This window comes from Sulfuriferula nivalis, from assembly GCF_009937995.1.
Lineage (GTDB): Bacteria > Pseudomonadota > Gammaproteobacteria > Burkholderiales > Sulfuriferulaceae > Sulfuriferula > Sulfuriferula nivalis.
In genome coordinates this window covers 3,309,848-3,323,992 of sequence record NZ_AP021881.1, presented here as the reverse complement: position 1 = coordinate 3,323,992, position 14,145 = coordinate 3,309,848, and the positions used below count along the sequence as shown (strand labels likewise).

At 44.1% G+C, this 14,145-nt stretch carries 15 protein-coding genes and 1 pseudogene; 12 read left to right on the top strand and 4 right to left on the bottom strand.

The window, feature by feature from the left end:
- Positions 1 to 1,219 precede the first annotated feature (1,219 nt).
- Positions 1,220 to 1,834: a hypothetical protein gene (locus SFSGTM_RS16395; protein ID WP_162086094.1), complete on the top strand. Its 615-nt coding sequence runs from the start codon at positions 1,220 to 1,222 to the stop codon at positions 1,832 to 1,834.
- A gap of 188 nt (positions 1,835 to 2,022) precedes the next feature.
- Here SFSGTM_RS16395 and SFSGTM_RS16390 read toward each other — a convergent pair whose 3' ends face one another.
- Positions 2,023 to 2,175 carry a hypothetical protein gene (locus tag SFSGTM_RS16390; protein WP_162086093.1) on the bottom strand — a complete coding sequence of 51 codons (153 nt, stop codon included), beginning with the start codon at positions 2,173 to 2,175 and terminating at the stop codon, positions 2,023 to 2,025.
- Between the two features lie 140 nt (positions 2,176 to 2,315).
- Between SFSGTM_RS16390 and SFSGTM_RS16385 the strand changes: the two genes are divergently transcribed.
- From SFSGTM_RS16385 to tpx, 7 genes and pseudogenes are all read left to right on the top strand, one after another.
- Positions 2,316 to 3,407, top strand: coding sequence for a J domain-containing protein (locus SFSGTM_RS16385; protein ID WP_162086092.1), 1,092 nt, complete (start codon positions 2,316 to 2,318; stop codon positions 3,405 to 3,407).
- A 3-nt stretch (positions 3,408 to 3,410) separates the two neighbouring features.
- Positions 3,411 to 3,860 carry an IS66 family transposase gene (locus tag SFSGTM_RS16380; protein WP_162086091.1) on the top strand — a complete coding sequence of 150 codons (450 nt, stop codon included), beginning with the start codon at positions 3,411 to 3,413 and terminating at the stop codon, positions 3,858 to 3,860.
- A 49-nt stretch (positions 3,861 to 3,909) separates the two neighbouring features.
- Positions 3,910 to 4,205 (top strand): annotated as a pseudogene (locus SFSGTM_RS17160) (IS30 family transposase); the annotation flags it as partial.
- A 6-nt stretch (positions 4,206 to 4,211) separates the two neighbouring features.
- Positions 4,212 to 5,513 (top strand): hypothetical protein, encoded by a 1,302-nt coding sequence (locus tag SFSGTM_RS16375; RefSeq protein ID WP_162086090.1) that lies wholly within the window; start codon positions 4,212 to 4,214, stop codon positions 5,511 to 5,513.
- A 33-nt stretch (positions 5,514 to 5,546) separates the two neighbouring features.
- On the top strand, positions 5,547 to 6,275 hold the full coding sequence (locus SFSGTM_RS16370) for a tetratricopeptide repeat protein (RefSeq protein ID WP_162086089.1): 729 nt from the start codon (positions 5,547 to 5,549) through the stop codon (positions 6,273 to 6,275).
- A 204-nt stretch (positions 6,276 to 6,479) separates the two neighbouring features.
- Positions 6,480 to 7,567 (top strand): IS3 family transposase gene (locus SFSGTM_RS16365; RefSeq protein WP_162083368.1). Its coding sequence is split into 2 segments (ribosomal slippage): positions 6,480 to 6,732 and positions 6,732 to 7,567, totalling 1,089 coding nucleotides; the frame shifts between segments, so codons are not numbered across the junction.
- Between the two features lie 651 nt (positions 7,568 to 8,218).
- Positions 8,219 to 8,710, top strand: a complete 492-nt coding sequence (gene tpx, locus SFSGTM_RS16360) for a thiol peroxidase (protein WP_162085930.1) — start codon at positions 8,219 to 8,221, stop codon at positions 8,708 to 8,710.
- Between the two features lie 153 nt (positions 8,711 to 8,863).
- Here the strand turns inward: tpx and SFSGTM_RS16355 are convergent, their stop codons facing one another.
- On the bottom strand, positions 8,864 to 9,001 hold the full coding sequence (locus tag SFSGTM_RS16355) for a hypothetical protein (RefSeq protein WP_162085929.1): 138 nt from the start codon (positions 8,999 to 9,001) through the stop codon (positions 8,864 to 8,866).
- A 32-nt stretch (positions 9,002 to 9,033) separates the two neighbouring features.
- Between SFSGTM_RS16355 and SFSGTM_RS16350 the strand changes: the two genes are divergently transcribed.
- The 4 genes from SFSGTM_RS16350 to SFSGTM_RS16335 all read left to right on the top strand — a co-directional run bounded on the left by SFSGTM_RS16350 (position 9,034) and on the right by SFSGTM_RS16335 (position 12,782).
- The gene (locus SFSGTM_RS16350; RefSeq protein WP_162086088.1) at positions 9,034 to 9,327 is read left to right on the top strand and encodes a DUF1330 domain-containing protein; all 294 of its coding nucleotides are present in this window, start codon (positions 9,034 to 9,036) and stop codon (positions 9,325 to 9,327) included.
- Positions 9,328 to 9,355: 28 nt separating this feature from the next.
- Positions 9,356 to 9,709 (top strand): antibiotic biosynthesis monooxygenase family protein, encoded by a 354-nt coding sequence (locus SFSGTM_RS16345; protein ID WP_232526003.1) that lies wholly within the window; start codon positions 9,356 to 9,358, stop codon positions 9,707 to 9,709.
- Positions 9,710 to 10,419: 710 nt separating this feature from the next.
- Positions 10,420 to 11,604, top strand: coding sequence for a tetratricopeptide repeat protein (locus SFSGTM_RS16340; protein WP_162086087.1), 1,185 nt, complete (start codon positions 10,420 to 10,422; stop codon positions 11,602 to 11,604).
- Complete coding sequence (locus tag SFSGTM_RS16335; protein ID WP_162086086.1) at positions 11,604 to 12,782, top strand: polysaccharide deacetylase family protein; 1,179 nt, start codon at positions 11,604 to 11,606, stop codon at positions 12,780 to 12,782. The genes SFSGTM_RS16340 and SFSGTM_RS16335 overlap by 1 nt, the downstream gene beginning before the upstream one ends.
- 297 nt (positions 12,783 to 13,079) lie before the next feature.
- On the opposite strand, the gene SFSGTM_RS16330 is transcribed toward SFSGTM_RS16335, so the two are convergent.
- Together SFSGTM_RS16330 and SFSGTM_RS16325 are read right to left on the bottom strand one after the other, a co-directional pair.
- Positions 13,080 to 13,370, bottom strand: coding sequence for an addiction module antidote protein (locus tag SFSGTM_RS16330; RefSeq protein WP_162086085.1), 291 nt, complete (start codon positions 13,368 to 13,370; stop codon positions 13,080 to 13,082).
- A 1-nt stretch (position 13,371) separates the two neighbouring features.
- Positions 13,372 to 13,668 (bottom strand): type II toxin-antitoxin system RelE/ParE family toxin, encoded by a 297-nt coding sequence (locus tag SFSGTM_RS16325; RefSeq protein ID WP_162086389.1) that lies wholly within the window; start codon positions 13,666 to 13,668, stop codon positions 13,372 to 13,374.
- Positions 13,669 to 14,145: the final 477 nt, after the last annotated feature.

Here is a 14,145-nt window from a genome sequence, read left to right as displayed (position 1 = left end):
ATTTTTATTTAAGTCGTGCCGTTTCTCTACAAAATTCCATTCCACAATTTATATAATTTTATCCAGTTCATTATTTTTTTATAACTCCCGTCTTGGTCGCACAAATAAAAATCTATATTTTATTTAACTGATTAGTCCTCACCAGATTTCAACTTCATCATTTATTTTTTTAATAAATATTTCTCAGTCATACATTTTTTTAAACCTGTCCTGCAATCTCGTTTTTTTAAACTCACAATTTCATTAAACTCACATTCATCATTAGCAACTGGATGAACCTGCCTAAAATAATCTCGCACATCATTCCCGCACTCAATTTATAATTTACAAATCCACAAATGATCTGAATTCAATTTATAGGTACGGTAAATTGGGATATTAAAATTCAGCATTGATTCATAATACCTTTTTCACTTTGAATTTTTTCATCACGACAGGTGCAATCAAATTGCCGTACTGATGTATGGTTTTAACCTGGTTGGTGAAAGCGCTTTTACTTCACCTTGGATTTATTTGGATGGGGGAGGGCAACTTGGACTTGGGTGGGTGTGCGCATTCCTGTTAAGGATTTTATTTGTTGTGCGGTGGCCATGGATTGCAAATAAACATTTTTTATATTCATATTCATCTTGAAAAACATCTCAACCGAATATCGCTAATTTTTTTATTCATGGCCAGCTCAATTTTTAAATAAATTCCCGCTATTCAATTTAAGCCGTTTTAAGCCATTATTTTTATCTTGCCGATACTCAGCCCTGTAGCGCGTCACAATTTCTTTACCACGCTTCATATAATCCAAAATCCATGCTTTTTTATAACACCACCAAAGTCGAATCCTTCATTTTTTCAATATCCAATAACTTTACTTTTCTAAACCTCAAACCCTTCAATTTATAACCATCTACGCTTAACAATCCTAGCGCAGCTAGGATTACATTAAGCTACTTTTTTAATATTAAAATCTTCAGCGCTTACCTCACTTTTACATCTCCACAATTTTTTCTAACGATAACCAGTTCGTGCTTTTCCCTTTCCCTAAATCTTGTAACTGGATGAACCTGCCTAAGAAATTATTGATTTCCATTCCGCGCTCACTTCTACAATAATTCTGAATTTATAACCACGGCGCACCTTTTCTTTTCATACTGTCAACACCTGCCTAATACCTTTAAGTTTGAGCTAAAATAGATTTCCTATCGACACCCAGGCTAATCATTACATGGAAAAATCCAAACAAATTAGGCCGCCGATTAAACGACCTACAGCACCGACTAAAAAAGGTATGTGGGCTGAACGGGGTGGCGAGGAATCTAAAGTAGGTGTTGAATACAATACGCCGTTAATTCAGGATGAGATCAGGGCGCTTAATGCGCTGTTGATGGAATACTATGCTCGGTTGATCGAATTAGATAAATTAATCGAATTAAGCGCCGAAGCCTTACGAACATCACAACCAATTGGCATGTACCACAGCATCGATGTCAGGTGGTGGAAGTTGAAAGGCGGTGACAAATGGAGAACACCTGTGCTGGTTTGCTGGATCCCACAGGCGAATGGGGTGATGACGCCAAAACCTGTATCACCCAACACTAAAATTAAACAGACGCCTTATTCAGATCTTAATTACGACAACGCCACTGAATTACTCAGCATTGTTCGTGATCTAATATTAGAACGTAAAGCGCTGCGCAAGCGTCAACAATCCATCAGGGCCTCACTACGGAACCTGGATAAGAAGAAGTTGAAGTTTCACGAAATAAAATCAAGGGTGTTGACGCTTCAGCAAGTCAGCTCTGATCGATTGAGCGCCACAGGTTACACCAAGTCTCAATAGGACATTTCCTACAAGCTGCTTTTTATCTCCCTAAATTTTGTTAAATAGCCCTCGGTAGAGCCGACTTGAGCGGTCAGGCGCGGTTTTGGCGACTGAGCGTGATTTAGTCGGGGCTGGCTTGCCAGCAGGCTATTCGTTCACGGGCGACGTGCCGTTCTGCGCGTAGCGCACCGCGCCTGTTTTAATATTTAACCTGGTTTCAAACTCATCGCGGCAAGGCGGCTATCCCGCCTTGGAATACGTCGATCCGCGTGGATGGGTGGGTGCATATCGGTAGTCTGGGTCAGTTTGGGGTCGGTATTAACAGTATGGAGATACTCAGATGTAAAGTTATCCGACATAATGCCTCTTGAGCTTATAATTGCTTAAAAGGTCTGATTTGTTCAATAATACCGATAGGATTGCAAATAAACATACATCAGAAACTTTTAATCATTTAACCTGGCCGTCAGGCCGATTTCTACATAACGACCAACGCATTATGCTTACACTAAAAACCAAAGCGATCAGTATCACCACTGGGCAAAACCAGTCAACTTTGTCCAGAACGCAGAAAACTTTTAATACCCTGATCAAAAAGATTGAGGACAAACGCACCTATCTGGCTGCCTGGCAAGAAATTATTCCGCACTATCAAAAACGCCATGTTAGCGAATTGCTTCCGCTGATTGAATCCGCGACAAAGCTACAAGTTGAGATGGTGCTTTGTCTGGATCGTGCTTATGATCAGAAAGGGTTAACAGCCACTGAGCGCCGAGAGGTTGCTTTTCTGATTAGTGATCTGGCAGGCGATTTGGCTGCCGATCTGGGTGATGAGCAAATGAAGCGCCTCTACAATAAGCATAGTGGATCGAACTACGATACCGAGGAATCGACAGCGGCGAACGAGATGAGGCTGATGTTCGAAGAGATGATGGGTGTTGATCTGGGTGAGGGTCTGGAGGGTTTGTCACCTGAAGCGTTTTTAAAGCATGCTCAAGAACGTATGCTGGAACAACAGGCAGCGTTTGAGGCTGCCCGTGAGGCGCAAGCGGCACGGCGAGCCTCACGAAAAAAATCAGCAAAGCAGATTGCCAAAGAAGAGCAACAAAAGGCTGAAGATCATGAGATCGGGCAGTCTGTACGGGAGGTCTACCGTAAATTAGTCAGCATGTTGCATCCTGATCGGGAAACTAACCCGGAGGAGCGCGAACGGAAAACGACGCTAATGCAGCGTGTTAATCAGGCCTATGATAAGAAAAACCTATTGCTATTATTGGAGTTGCAACTTGAACTGGAGCATATTGATCAAACCATCATTAATAATCTCTCAGAGAGTAGGTTAAAACATTTCACAAAGATTCTTAAAGAGCAGCTTGCCGAACTGGAGCAGGAGATTTTTTACACAGAGGATAGGTTTAAAGGGCAATTCGGCATCCTCCCCTTTGTTCGGATGCGTCCAGATAGCATCATGCAGCAACTTCACATCAACACAGTAAGGGCCGAGCAGACCGTCAGCAACCTGGAAAGAGAGTTGCTCATGTTGCAAGATATCAAGACGCTCAAGGTCTGGCTAGGCTTGTTACATAATTGATGATTGTGCGCACTCGTCGGCCAGCACACTTACTACAAACCCATTAATCACCCAAAGACATCTGACATTAAACGCGTTTCCAAACGCGAGGACAAGTGCCTCACGGACAAGGCGTATGCGCAACTGCATAAATACTATCAACGCATCCTTGCAAAAGGGGTATTGGAAATGCCAGCCATACCCAACAAACCCGAAGGTAAGCGCGGTAAAATCGCCAAGTCGGATGCGCATAACTTGCTCGAAAGATTGCAGAAATACGCGGATGCGGTGTTGCTCTTTACCAAAAATCCATTGGTGCCATTTACCAATAATCGTGGTGAACGAGATTTAAGAATGAGCAAGGTCAAACAAAAAGTGTCAGGCTGCTTCCGCTCTCAATCACTTGCACAGGCATATTGCCGTATAACCAGCTATCTGCAAACCATGTCATATAAGGGCATTCTTGCCGCATGATGCCTGATCAGCGGTTAATTTGCCAAATAATCGATTTATTCAACAACGCCATGCCAAACTAACTGAGCAGACTGGCATTGTTGTATACTTTGCTCACCCACACAGCCCATGGGAGCGTGGGCGTAACGAAAACACTAATGGCTTGCTGCGGCAGTATCTGCCTAAAGGGACAGCCTATCCCTATACACACAAGCCCAGCTTGATGACATCGCTTGGAAACTCAACACCAGACCCAGAAAATCATTGGGCTGGAAATGCCCAGCAGAACTGTTCCTCCCTGTAGGCGCTTTTGACTTTAAGGCTTACTGGGCTGGGAAATTTGAGGCTATTGCACTTGGACTTTAAACCGACATGGAAAAAAAATCAAAAAAGTCTTTATTCATCATGCTATTTTTTTCTTCTTTGATTATTTTGACTGAAGCTTCTGCCAATGAAGTTGATGCCAATCTGATAGATGATAGTAAACATTCAATTATTACTTTACATTTCTACTCTACCAACCCGCCGACACTGCATCCAAAAAATTTAAAAATAAACCTTATTTACGAGCCCATCAAAGTAATTCCAATCATTAATTCACACAATGATTGCACGCCGAATGGGGCTCACGATGGTGGACCTGTAGGTCCTTTTGTCAGTGGGGAAATCTGCACTCGTTACGGCGATCTCAAAACAGAATTTGTTTCGGATAAAGATTTAAAGTGGAATGGTTCTGAATTAACTATTCGCGTTAAAAATAAGCTCCTCGGGATTTTTTCTAGTTATTATTTAAGTACGATTGTAATGAAATCAAACGAGATAAACGGTTCATTTCGTTTTGGAAGACCGGAACTTCTTGAAACTGGAAAAAGTACAGTTACTTTCGCAACAGCATCATATCCCAATATTGAAGATAACTATCTTGGAGCGCATCCATGTTTGACAGCCGTTTTTGCCAAGATACACTCTAAAGCCATTGCATTTGACCATTTTTACCAAGGCTCGGATGTTGATTTTTCTTCTTTGATACTTGGTAAGAGGGGGTGTTCAGATTTTGGTTGTCAATTTACAGACAAGTTCTATTGGGTTTGGAACCTTTTGAATGATTATGAAGAAATATTGAGTGATCGTGACGAGCTACCTCATTCGATTGAAAATAAAATTGTAATGAAAACATTGGTTGCTCCCGTTTTTTTTCAAAGCAAATTTCACTTTAATAGATGCAACGCTACTTATTATCAGTATCCATCACGTTTTTTATTGATAGAGGTTGTTTGCGAAAATTCCCATCCAGATGCTGATTTTGGTTTTGATCCAAATAATGAGCTTGAGCCAAACGCAGATACACTTATTTCATCTTTTTCATATTCAACCGATCAATCTGCAAAAGTTTATTATTACTACCAAGATGGTGAGTTATTCGCTACACGACGCCTATTTGAGAATGATAAAACGGACGAATCTTCGCAGGAAACTATGGGGTGGGTTAATGGCGTTTTGGTGTATTGGGAGAAGGAGAAAGGCTCTACAGATGAAACCTGGCGTGAAAAGGATGAAGTGCCAGCACCGATAGTTATGGATTTTAAGCAAGCATTGATCGAGGCGGAAAAGTACAAGTCGTTGCTTAATAATGACTATAACTCTAACTGGGTGAGTTTAAACAAACGTCACTAAAGTTGCATAGGATTTCCTCTTTGGAGCTTAAAAATGTTCAAACATCACCTATTACGTACATCTTTATTTGCTACCGTTCTTGTTCTTTCTATTCCACCCATTATGGCTAATGCCGATGGCTTAAGAACCGAACAAGCCGATGCGTTAGAAGCATCGGCAGCTCGAGGTGACGTGAACGCATTGACAAGGCTTCGCTTGGACGCTCAACAAGGAGATTCTAAAGCGCAGTTTGAATTGGCGTTGCTGTATGAGAACCGTACCCAGTTAGATCAAGCGGCTGAGTGGTTGCAAAAAGCGGCTAATCAGGGATATGCGCGAGCGCAAGACCATCTGGGTGTGCAGTATTTTATAAGTGGAGACGTACCGTATGATGCCTGCCAAGCGGCAGCGTGGTGGCGAAAAGCGGCCGATCAGGGAGATATGGACGCGCAAACCAATCTAGGTGGGCAGTATTTTCTAGGTGAAGGCGTACCGCAGTCTTTCGGCCAAGCGGCTGCGTGGTGGCGAAAAGCAGCTGATCAGGGATATGCGCGAGCGCAATATGATCTTGGGGTATTGTATGCCCTCGGCCACGGCGTGGCGCAAGATAGTGTTATAGCTTATGCCTTGTTTAATCTTGCCGCAATAGGGAACTACAAGAATGCAGCGAAGCTTCGCGATGAGGATTCTGCAAATATGACTGATGCCCAGATTTCTGAGGGGCTGAAGCTAACTCAACGTATGCGATCTATCGGGGTGATGAAGACAATTAACGGTTTGTAACAAAAGCTGGAAAAACAAGCAAGCAGAAAACAATGTGGTCAGATAGGGGTCGACTCAGAAAAGGGAATTTAAAGTACGCTAAGGAATGTTTTATCCAACAGCGGCGTGGCTTGGCTCGTGGCGGCTATCGCTGGGGTAATCCCCCCAGCAAATAAGTGCATTTAAAAGTAGAATTTTCTTAATTAGGATTTGAGGATTTTTTACATGAAGACTACCCGATTTAGTGACAACCAGATTATGCAGATATTGAAGCTGGCGGAGGCAGGCACGCCAGTGCCTACACTATGCCGAGAGCACGGCATGAGTTCAGCGACATTTTACAAATGGCGCGCCAAATTTGGCGGCATGGATGCCTCCATGATGGCCAGGCTCAAAGAGCTGGAAGACGAGAACCGTCGGCTTAAAAAGATGTATGCTGAAGAACGCCTCAAAGCCGAAATCGTTTCAGAGGCGCTTGCAAAAAAGTGGTGAAGCCATCTCTGCGCCGCGAGATGGCTGTGTTGGTAGTGCAAACTAGGCAAATCAGCATCAGTACTGCCTGCGCTGCCTTTAATATCAGCGAAACCTGCTATCGCTATCAGGCTAAGCTGTCGTCAGAGAATGCCCTCATCGCCGACTGGCTGATACGTTTGACCACCAACCAACGCAACTGGGGGTTTGGCTTGTGTTATTTTTACCTGCGTAATACCAAACAGTTTCGTTGGAACCACAAGCGGGTTTACAGAATATATCGCGAGCTGGAATTGAACCTACGCATCAAACCCAGACGTCGTCTGGTACGGGAGAAACCAGAGGCGCTTGCCGTACCAACACAAATCAACGAAGTCTGGTCAATGGACTTCATGCACGACCAGTTAGCGGATGGCCGCTGTATCAGGCTATTCAACGTCATTGATGACTTTAATCGTGAAGGTTTGTGTATTGATGTGGATTTCTCGCTGCCGTCAGAACGTGTGATTCGGTCACTGGAACAAATCATCGAATGGCGTGGCGTACCCAAGGTGATTCGATGTGACAACGGCCCTGAGTACATCAGCAATATGACTAAGGAATGGGCTGAACAGCGGGGTATCAAACTTGACTTCATTCAGCCAGGCAACCCCCAGCAGAATGCTTATATCGAGCGCTATAACCGCACAGTGCGCTATGACTGGTTGGCGCATTACTTGTTCGATACCGTCGAGGAAGTGCAAAACTTTGCGACAGCTTGGTTATGGACTTACAATAACGAACGACCAAACACGGCGATTGGCGGTATCCCGCCTAAACACAAACTCGCTATGGCCGCTTAACCTCTACTTTTAACTGCGGTTATTAATGGGGGGATTACCCTGGCAGTGACGTTCAGGCTGTTCTCGAAACTCAGGATTCATGGCCGTTCGATACGAGAGCGGTTATCGAGAATGGGGCAAACAAGGTCAGCACTGGCGCGGCCCACATTCTCACGCAAGCTTCTCGAAAATGGTCGTTTACGAGAGACGAGACCATGCCAGCAGCTTAACGTACGATAATTTCCGAATTCTGAGACGACCCCATAATGCGCGTCCAGTGGGGTGTGCAGGCGCAGCAGGCGGTCGGTTTGCAGGCCGGTACGTAAGGCCGTTGCCAATGCATCTAGGTCAGCGAGTGGTTGGGTTGTATTTTGGTATAAGTTGGTTACGAACATGCTGACAAAGACATAGGATAAAAAATATATTTTATAGGACAGAGTAGGTTATGTCGCCTCGAAAAATGCTTGGATTCAGAAGCAAAGATGGGGTATGCTTTGTTGGTGTGGAAATGTCTTATACTAAACAACCAGCGGTTCTTTGCACTTCGAACTTGAGTGCGCGCATAGAGCCAATTTTCGTAACAAAAATGTAAGACATAGTGTTTATAATATTCTAACTACAGTGCCGCACGCTGAAGTTACCCTTTCAATCAGTCAGTAGGAGAAATACAGCATGACAACCATTACCTTGGGCGGCAAGCCCATAGAAGTCACCGGCACCTTTCCAGAGATCGGCGAACTGGCACCGGATTTCAAGCTGGTGAACAAGGATCTCGCCGATGTTTCACTGTCTGATTTTGCCGGAAAAAAGAAAATCCTCAACATTGTCCCATCTCTCGATACGCCTCTGTGTGCGGTTTCGACAAAGAAGCTCAACGCCGCGGCAAATGAAAGCATAGCGGTCATCGTCATTTCCGCCGACCTGCCCTTCGCACAAAGCCGTTTTTGTGGTGCCGAAGCACCGAATGTATACACACTCTCCACCATGCGTGGCCAGGATTTCAAGGTCAACTATGGCGTGAATATCGACACTGGACCCCTCGCTGGTGTTTGCGCACGGGCGCTGATCGTGCTGGATGAAAACAACAGGGTGATGCATGCCGAGCTGGTTCCAGAAATCAAACAGGAGCCGAACTACGATGCCGCGCTGACTGTATTGAAATGAGAAATCAGGGATCAGGATTGGTGTGGCTCATCTGTACTAATCAAGGAATGGCGATAATAGTTTCGACCATCCACATGAGCCTGCTGGAACCTGAAGGGCTGGGTCACATGGTGCGCGGCTGTAGAAAAACCTAAATGAAAATATTTCGATTACCTACCAAAGAAAATTGGCTTCACAGAATGCACCATGATCGACGATCGCGACGTCAGGAATGGTTTCGCTGCCCATCCATTTCGCTGTCAAAATGTTTTTTTGTAGTTTTTCTACAGCCTCGTTAGGCGTCACGTTCATCCTGATCACATCAACTAACCATCGGAGGCTCCATGTCTGCCTTTGTCATCTTCGACGTCGATATCCACAATCCTGAGCGGTACCAAGATTTCATCCGCGAGGTCAAGCCTGCGATTGAGTCCGCAGGTGCCCGCTACCTCGCCCGCGGCGGTCCGCACAAGGTCCATGAAGGTGATTGGTCTCCACGCCGTATCGTGCTGATCGAGTTCCCGTCTGTTCAAGCATGGGAGTCCTTCTACAACGGTCCCGTGTACCAAGGGCTCAAAGCGGTGCGTGACGAATGCAGCTCTGCCCGCCTCGTGTGTGTCGATGGTCTGGCCCAGTGATGACGCCCAATTAACGTTGGGCGTCAAAGTGGAAACAGCGATGATCCTTGAGGTTGCAATACTAAATGTGCGTGCTGGAGAGGGCGTTGCCTTCGAGCAAGCCTTCTCCCAAGCACAAGACATTATCTCGTCCATGCCCGGTTACGCTTCGCATCAGTTGCAGCGTTGCCTGGAATCACAAGAGAAGTACCTCTTGCTGGTGCAGTGGCAAAGACTGGAGGATCACACCATTGGTTTTCGTCAGTCGCAGCAATACCAAGAATGGAAACAGCTACTGCATCATTTCTATGAACCGTTTCCAACGGTGGAGCACTATGAGCTGGTGGCTACGAATGGCGCCATTGCCGTCCAACCCATCATTCCACCGGACGCTGCGCGATGAAGCCGCGCACCGCTGGTGAATTCAAACGTTAGGGTTTGGGGTCTGGGAAGCAACGGAACAGGTAGCTCAGTTAAGGAGTTCGATTAAACCTTCGTTTTATCGAAACTTACCAAAACAACAATTTATAGGCATGAAGCAACCATTTTCGGTATAAAAATCTCGTTTAATAAAGTGGGGTATCTAGCTTAATACGGTAACTATGATCGCCACGGATGAGTTGGCACGGCAATATCGAGGGAAGAAGGCGCTTTGCTGCGAGGTTTAGATGGTGCGACGGACTCTTGTTGCGGACCTTTTGGTTGTGGATTAGCTACGAGTTCATGAAAGGGCATGGGATGCATGGCAACCGACTGTTTAAAGTGGACTCCACAGTCAAGACAATACTTCATCGAGATTACCAGGGTAACCTAATCACATGCAGCTGAACAATACAGGCAGCCGCTAAAAAAGAACGATGTCCATACAAAACTGGTGTATTTTCATGACTCAGTTTATGATTGCTTTTGAATATCGCCTGAAAGGGTATATTTAAGAATGGCGCTTACACAGAATTGTATGCGGTCTCAGCCTCTTTTTCTTGTTTAAGCAAGTTTGCCTTAGCAAAAGGTGGTGGAACTTCACAAACTGGGGGTGATTGCCGATGAACTGTCTATTTCTAACAAACTTTCGCACGCATTATGCATTTCAATAAAAAATCGGAGACCAGCTTAATGGATAGCAAAAAAATTAACTTTTTAAAAGCCGTACCATTTCTAATCGCAACCACATTCGGTATGGTTGCACAATCACAAGCAGCGAATATTAATGTTCAGATATTAAGCGCAACAATTAAGGATCAAAGAATAAATGGTGCAACTGCTATTCTTCAGAAGAATGGAGAACAATCAGCCACTGGCACCACAAATTCACAGGGGTTAGTTAATCTTAGCCCATCATTCGCAGACGACCCATCGGCATTACTCATTGTAAAGAAAGCTGGCTACTCGAATTTGGTGGTGAAATGCCCATGCGCAGGGATGACTTATGCCATTAGTCCAGTAATGACCAATTTAGATGGTATGCGCATTGTTTTAAACTGGGGAGCGACTCCTCCAGACTTAGACTCCCACCTACTGTTCAAAAACAACCACATTTTCTTCCAGAACAAAAATGGTACAGATGCGCTACTGGATGTGGATGATACAGATGGTTACGGACCAGAAACTACGACAATTATGCGTAAGCACGATGGGGAGAGGTATGTGTACGCCGTGCATAGCTTCAGCAATTATGCCGACACGACCACGCATGACTTATCAAACAGCGGTGCAAAAGTATTTGTTTATGTTGGTCAGACATTAATCAGGACTTATTACGTTCCAACTCATACAATAGGAAATTTATGGACAGTCTTCGCGATAACAGAATCAGGTGAGATCCAGGACATCAATACAATGGGTGGAACAAACGGTCCAAATTTAGAGAGCAGCACTAACCAAGCAACTATATCCCCAGTGACATATAGCGCTAGCGACCTAGATAGTGCAAAGTCATTGAATAGACAAGGTGAAGATGCTTATCATGCAGGCAATCTCGACGAATCCATTCGCTTATATCAAAGCGCCATTGATCAGGACAGGAATTATGGGCAGGCTTATAGTAATCTAGGCTTAGCATTTCAAAAAGCAGGACGCGTGGCCGAGGCATTATGGGCTAACCGCAAAGCTATTGCGTTAGCAAGCGGCTCAACTGCTGCCACTGTAAGAGCAAGCGCTCATTATAATAATGGGAAAATTTATGAGGCGGCTAACCAGTGGATCGACGCATTGCGCGAATATCGTTTAGCAAAAAACGAGAAAGCAAACCCTGTGTATGATAAGTCTATTCAACGCATGCAACAAAAAGGAGCTCAATAATGTTGAGCCTGCGCTCAGTCAAGCGCAGGCTGTCACCGCTTTCATTAGCAGCGGCACTCTGTCTTTGTTTAACACATACATCAACCGTCTTTGCGTCTGATGTTGGGCCATCTGTTGTCGCAAAGGCTGATCAAAGCCTGTGGAATGAACCAATCAATACCGTGAATGGGTTTAACCTAGCTTCGAGAGCTTCAATATTGGTATATCTATTAGCTTTGCAAGATATGCAGAAAATGTCAGATAAAGACATGCTTGAATCATTTAAAATAAAAAGCATCAATCGTGGCTCTGTAGATAAGTGGCTAGCAAAAGAATATAAGCAATCTTGGCATAACTACCAATTTGGTGCTAAAAACTGCATCTCCAGTGATTGGACTTGCGTGGAAGATACGTCATCTGATGCGCTTCTAAAGGCTGCGACTAGTGCGGTACAAAAAATCCCTAACGATCTCAAGTCATGGGCAATTAATATAAATACTTTTTCTCACTCCTATATTGCTGAGCAATTACGTCTAGCAGCTCTTTTTCCAAAAGTAAGTAGTGAAATTGACCTATTCAACAATAACGAGTGGAATGGCGACATGGTTCAAGATCGTCAATTTTTTCTGACATTTGATGACGGCCCAACCAATGCACAAGGGACGACCGACCAAACATTGAAGATGCTGGCTGCGCAAAATAAAAGTGCAACTTTTTTTGTACTAGGTGAAAACTTCCAGGCACGGTTGAATAATACGAGCTCATTAGCGATGACTGAACTGTATGGCTCGCAATGCGTCGGTTTACATGGATGGGAGCACCAATCTCACGCTAAATGGGATCAGTGGCAAGACTCTATTAAGAAAACCAAAGCGCTAGTGAATGCGAATTTACAAAAAAATTCTGCACTTCCTTTATTTCGCCCTCCGTATGGACAGCGGAAGGCTGACAGTGGCGACTTCTTTCAATCCCAATCTTTACATGTTGCTTTATGGAATATTGATTCTCAAGACTGGAATAACCATGTCGATGTTAATGACATAATTAATCGCATTACGACACTTATGCTAATCAAGCGTCATGGGGTTATATTGTTCCATGATATTCACCCAAAAGCCAAAGTCGCTGTACCAGCAATCATCGAGAAACTTGGGTTGGCGGTAAACTGGATGGATTGTCATCAATTAAATTCATTATAGGCATTTGGAGGCGTTTTTGAACAAATCGATTATTTGGCAATTAAGCGGTAAATCTGGCATTTCAACGTGAAGCTTTCCTCAACTCGGTATGCCAGTGCCTGTAAAAATTTGAAATGAGGACAAAACTAGGGAAAGTTTTAACCTCATTTTATTTATTCAACAACGCTAGGCAGGAAGCTGTAAATTAGATTGTGTAAATACCTATTTCTAACTGTCTTTAGCTGGGTAAGTTAAAAGATTTGTGTAGCAATGGATTAAACGAAATAAAAATATTGAGGGTGGAATTGTCGAAAGCCATCAAATTTGATGGATCTTAGCCGTCAGATCGAGACCAAGAGACTTCATCACAGCAAGGGTGGTTTTCAGAGTTGGGTTGCCATTGTTGCTAAAAGAGCGATAAAGTTGCTCTCGAGAAAGACCTGTTTTGCCAGCAATCTCGGCCATACCCTTTGCACGTGCAACCACACCAATTGAGTGCGCGATGTAACTGGCATCGTTTGTCTCGAAGGCTTCAGCCATAAAGGTCGCCATCGCTTCATCAGAAGATAAATCTTCAGCGGGATCATAGGTGGTAAGTTTTTCAGCCATGTCATTCACTCCATTCAGCAGCTAAACATTTTGCAGTCTTAATATCTTTTGCCTGTGTGCTCTTATCTCCACCACACAGCAAGACGATGATTTTGTCACCTCGTTTGTGGAAATAGACGCGGTATCCAGGACCATAATGAATACGTAATTCGCTAATCCCTTGTCCCACAGGTGCTACATCCCCTGCATGACCGAAGCTAAGGCGGTCCAAACGGGATGCAATCAGAGCACGAGCACGCTCATCTTTGAGATGTGTTCGCCATCGTCGGAAAGTCTCTGTTTGTTTTATCTCAACCATTCGTAATTGTAATTTATAAATCACATGCCAGCAAGAGGCAGGCGCAGATGGTGCTTCAGCGCGATGTTACGATCCTCAGTGTGAAGCTTCCTTAAGCAAGAAAGGAAGGTGCTTTCACCTAAAATCAACAAGGGGTAGATGTATAAAACGGAAAAATCGTACGTTAATGGTTTTTTATCCGCATCAACCCATTGGATTACGCATACGCACGGCCACCATATAGTACGTTTGTGATTGAGCGAAAAAAATCATTCATAGATTAATGTGTTTTTTTGCTTGGCGTACGATAATTTCCGTTTGCTACAGCGACCCCAGGAAGAAGAGCCCCCGAAAACTTTGTCACCGTAAGATTGTCTGTTTTTATGTCGCAAAACATTTGTTTTACGACAGGGTAAGCCGTGCACTCAAAAAACCAGTAAAAACGCCCATAAAATAGTACGAAAAACCATGTCGGATTGGTGTATCATACGGAAACAA

What these genes read in the sequence shown, in the direction of transcription:
- SFSGTM_RS16385 (WP_162086092.1), top strand. Translation starts at nt 2,316, where the DNA reads ATGCTTACACTAAAAACCAAAGCGATCAGTATCACCACTGGGCAAAAC.
- SFSGTM_RS16370 (WP_162086089.1), top strand. Translation starts at nt 5,547, where the DNA reads ATGTTCAAACATCACCTATTACGTACATCTTTATTTGCTACCGTTCTT.
- SFSGTM_RS16335 (WP_162086086.1), top strand. Translation starts at nt 11,604, where the DNA reads ATGTTGAGCCTGCGCTCAGTCAAGCGCAGGCTGTCACCGCTTTCATTA.
- tpx (WP_162085930.1), top strand. Translation starts at nt 8,219, where the DNA reads ATGACAACCATTACCTTGGGCGGCAAGCCCATAGAAGTCACCGGCACC.
- SFSGTM_RS16390 (WP_162086093.1), bottom strand. Translation starts at nt 2,175, where the DNA reads ATGTCGGATAACTTTACATCTGAGTATCTCCATACTGTTAATACCGAC.
- SFSGTM_RS16355 (WP_162085929.1), bottom strand. Translation starts at nt 9,001, where the DNA reads ATGAACGTGACGCCTAACGAGGCTGTAGAAAAACTACAAAAAAACATT.
- SFSGTM_RS16340 (WP_162086087.1), top strand. Translation starts at nt 10,420, where the DNA reads ATGGATAGCAAAAAAATTAACTTTTTAAAAGCCGTACCATTTCTAATC.
- SFSGTM_RS16395 (WP_162086094.1), top strand. Translation starts at nt 1,220, where the DNA reads ATGGAAAAATCCAAACAAATTAGGCCGCCGATTAAACGACCTACAGCA.
- SFSGTM_RS16330 (WP_162086085.1), bottom strand. Translation starts at nt 13,370, where the DNA reads ATGGCTGAAAAACTTACCACCTATGATCCCGCTGAAGATTTATCTTCT.
- SFSGTM_RS16350 (WP_162086088.1), top strand. Translation starts at nt 9,034, where the DNA reads ATGTCTGCCTTTGTCATCTTCGACGTCGATATCCACAATCCTGAGCGG.
- SFSGTM_RS16325 (WP_162086389.1), bottom strand. Translation starts at nt 13,668, where the DNA reads ATGGTTGAGATAAAACAAACAGAGACTTTCCGACGATGGCGAACACAT.
- SFSGTM_RS16375 (WP_162086090.1), top strand. Translation starts at nt 4,212, where the DNA reads ATGGAAAAAAAATCAAAAAAGTCTTTATTCATCATGCTATTTTTTTCT.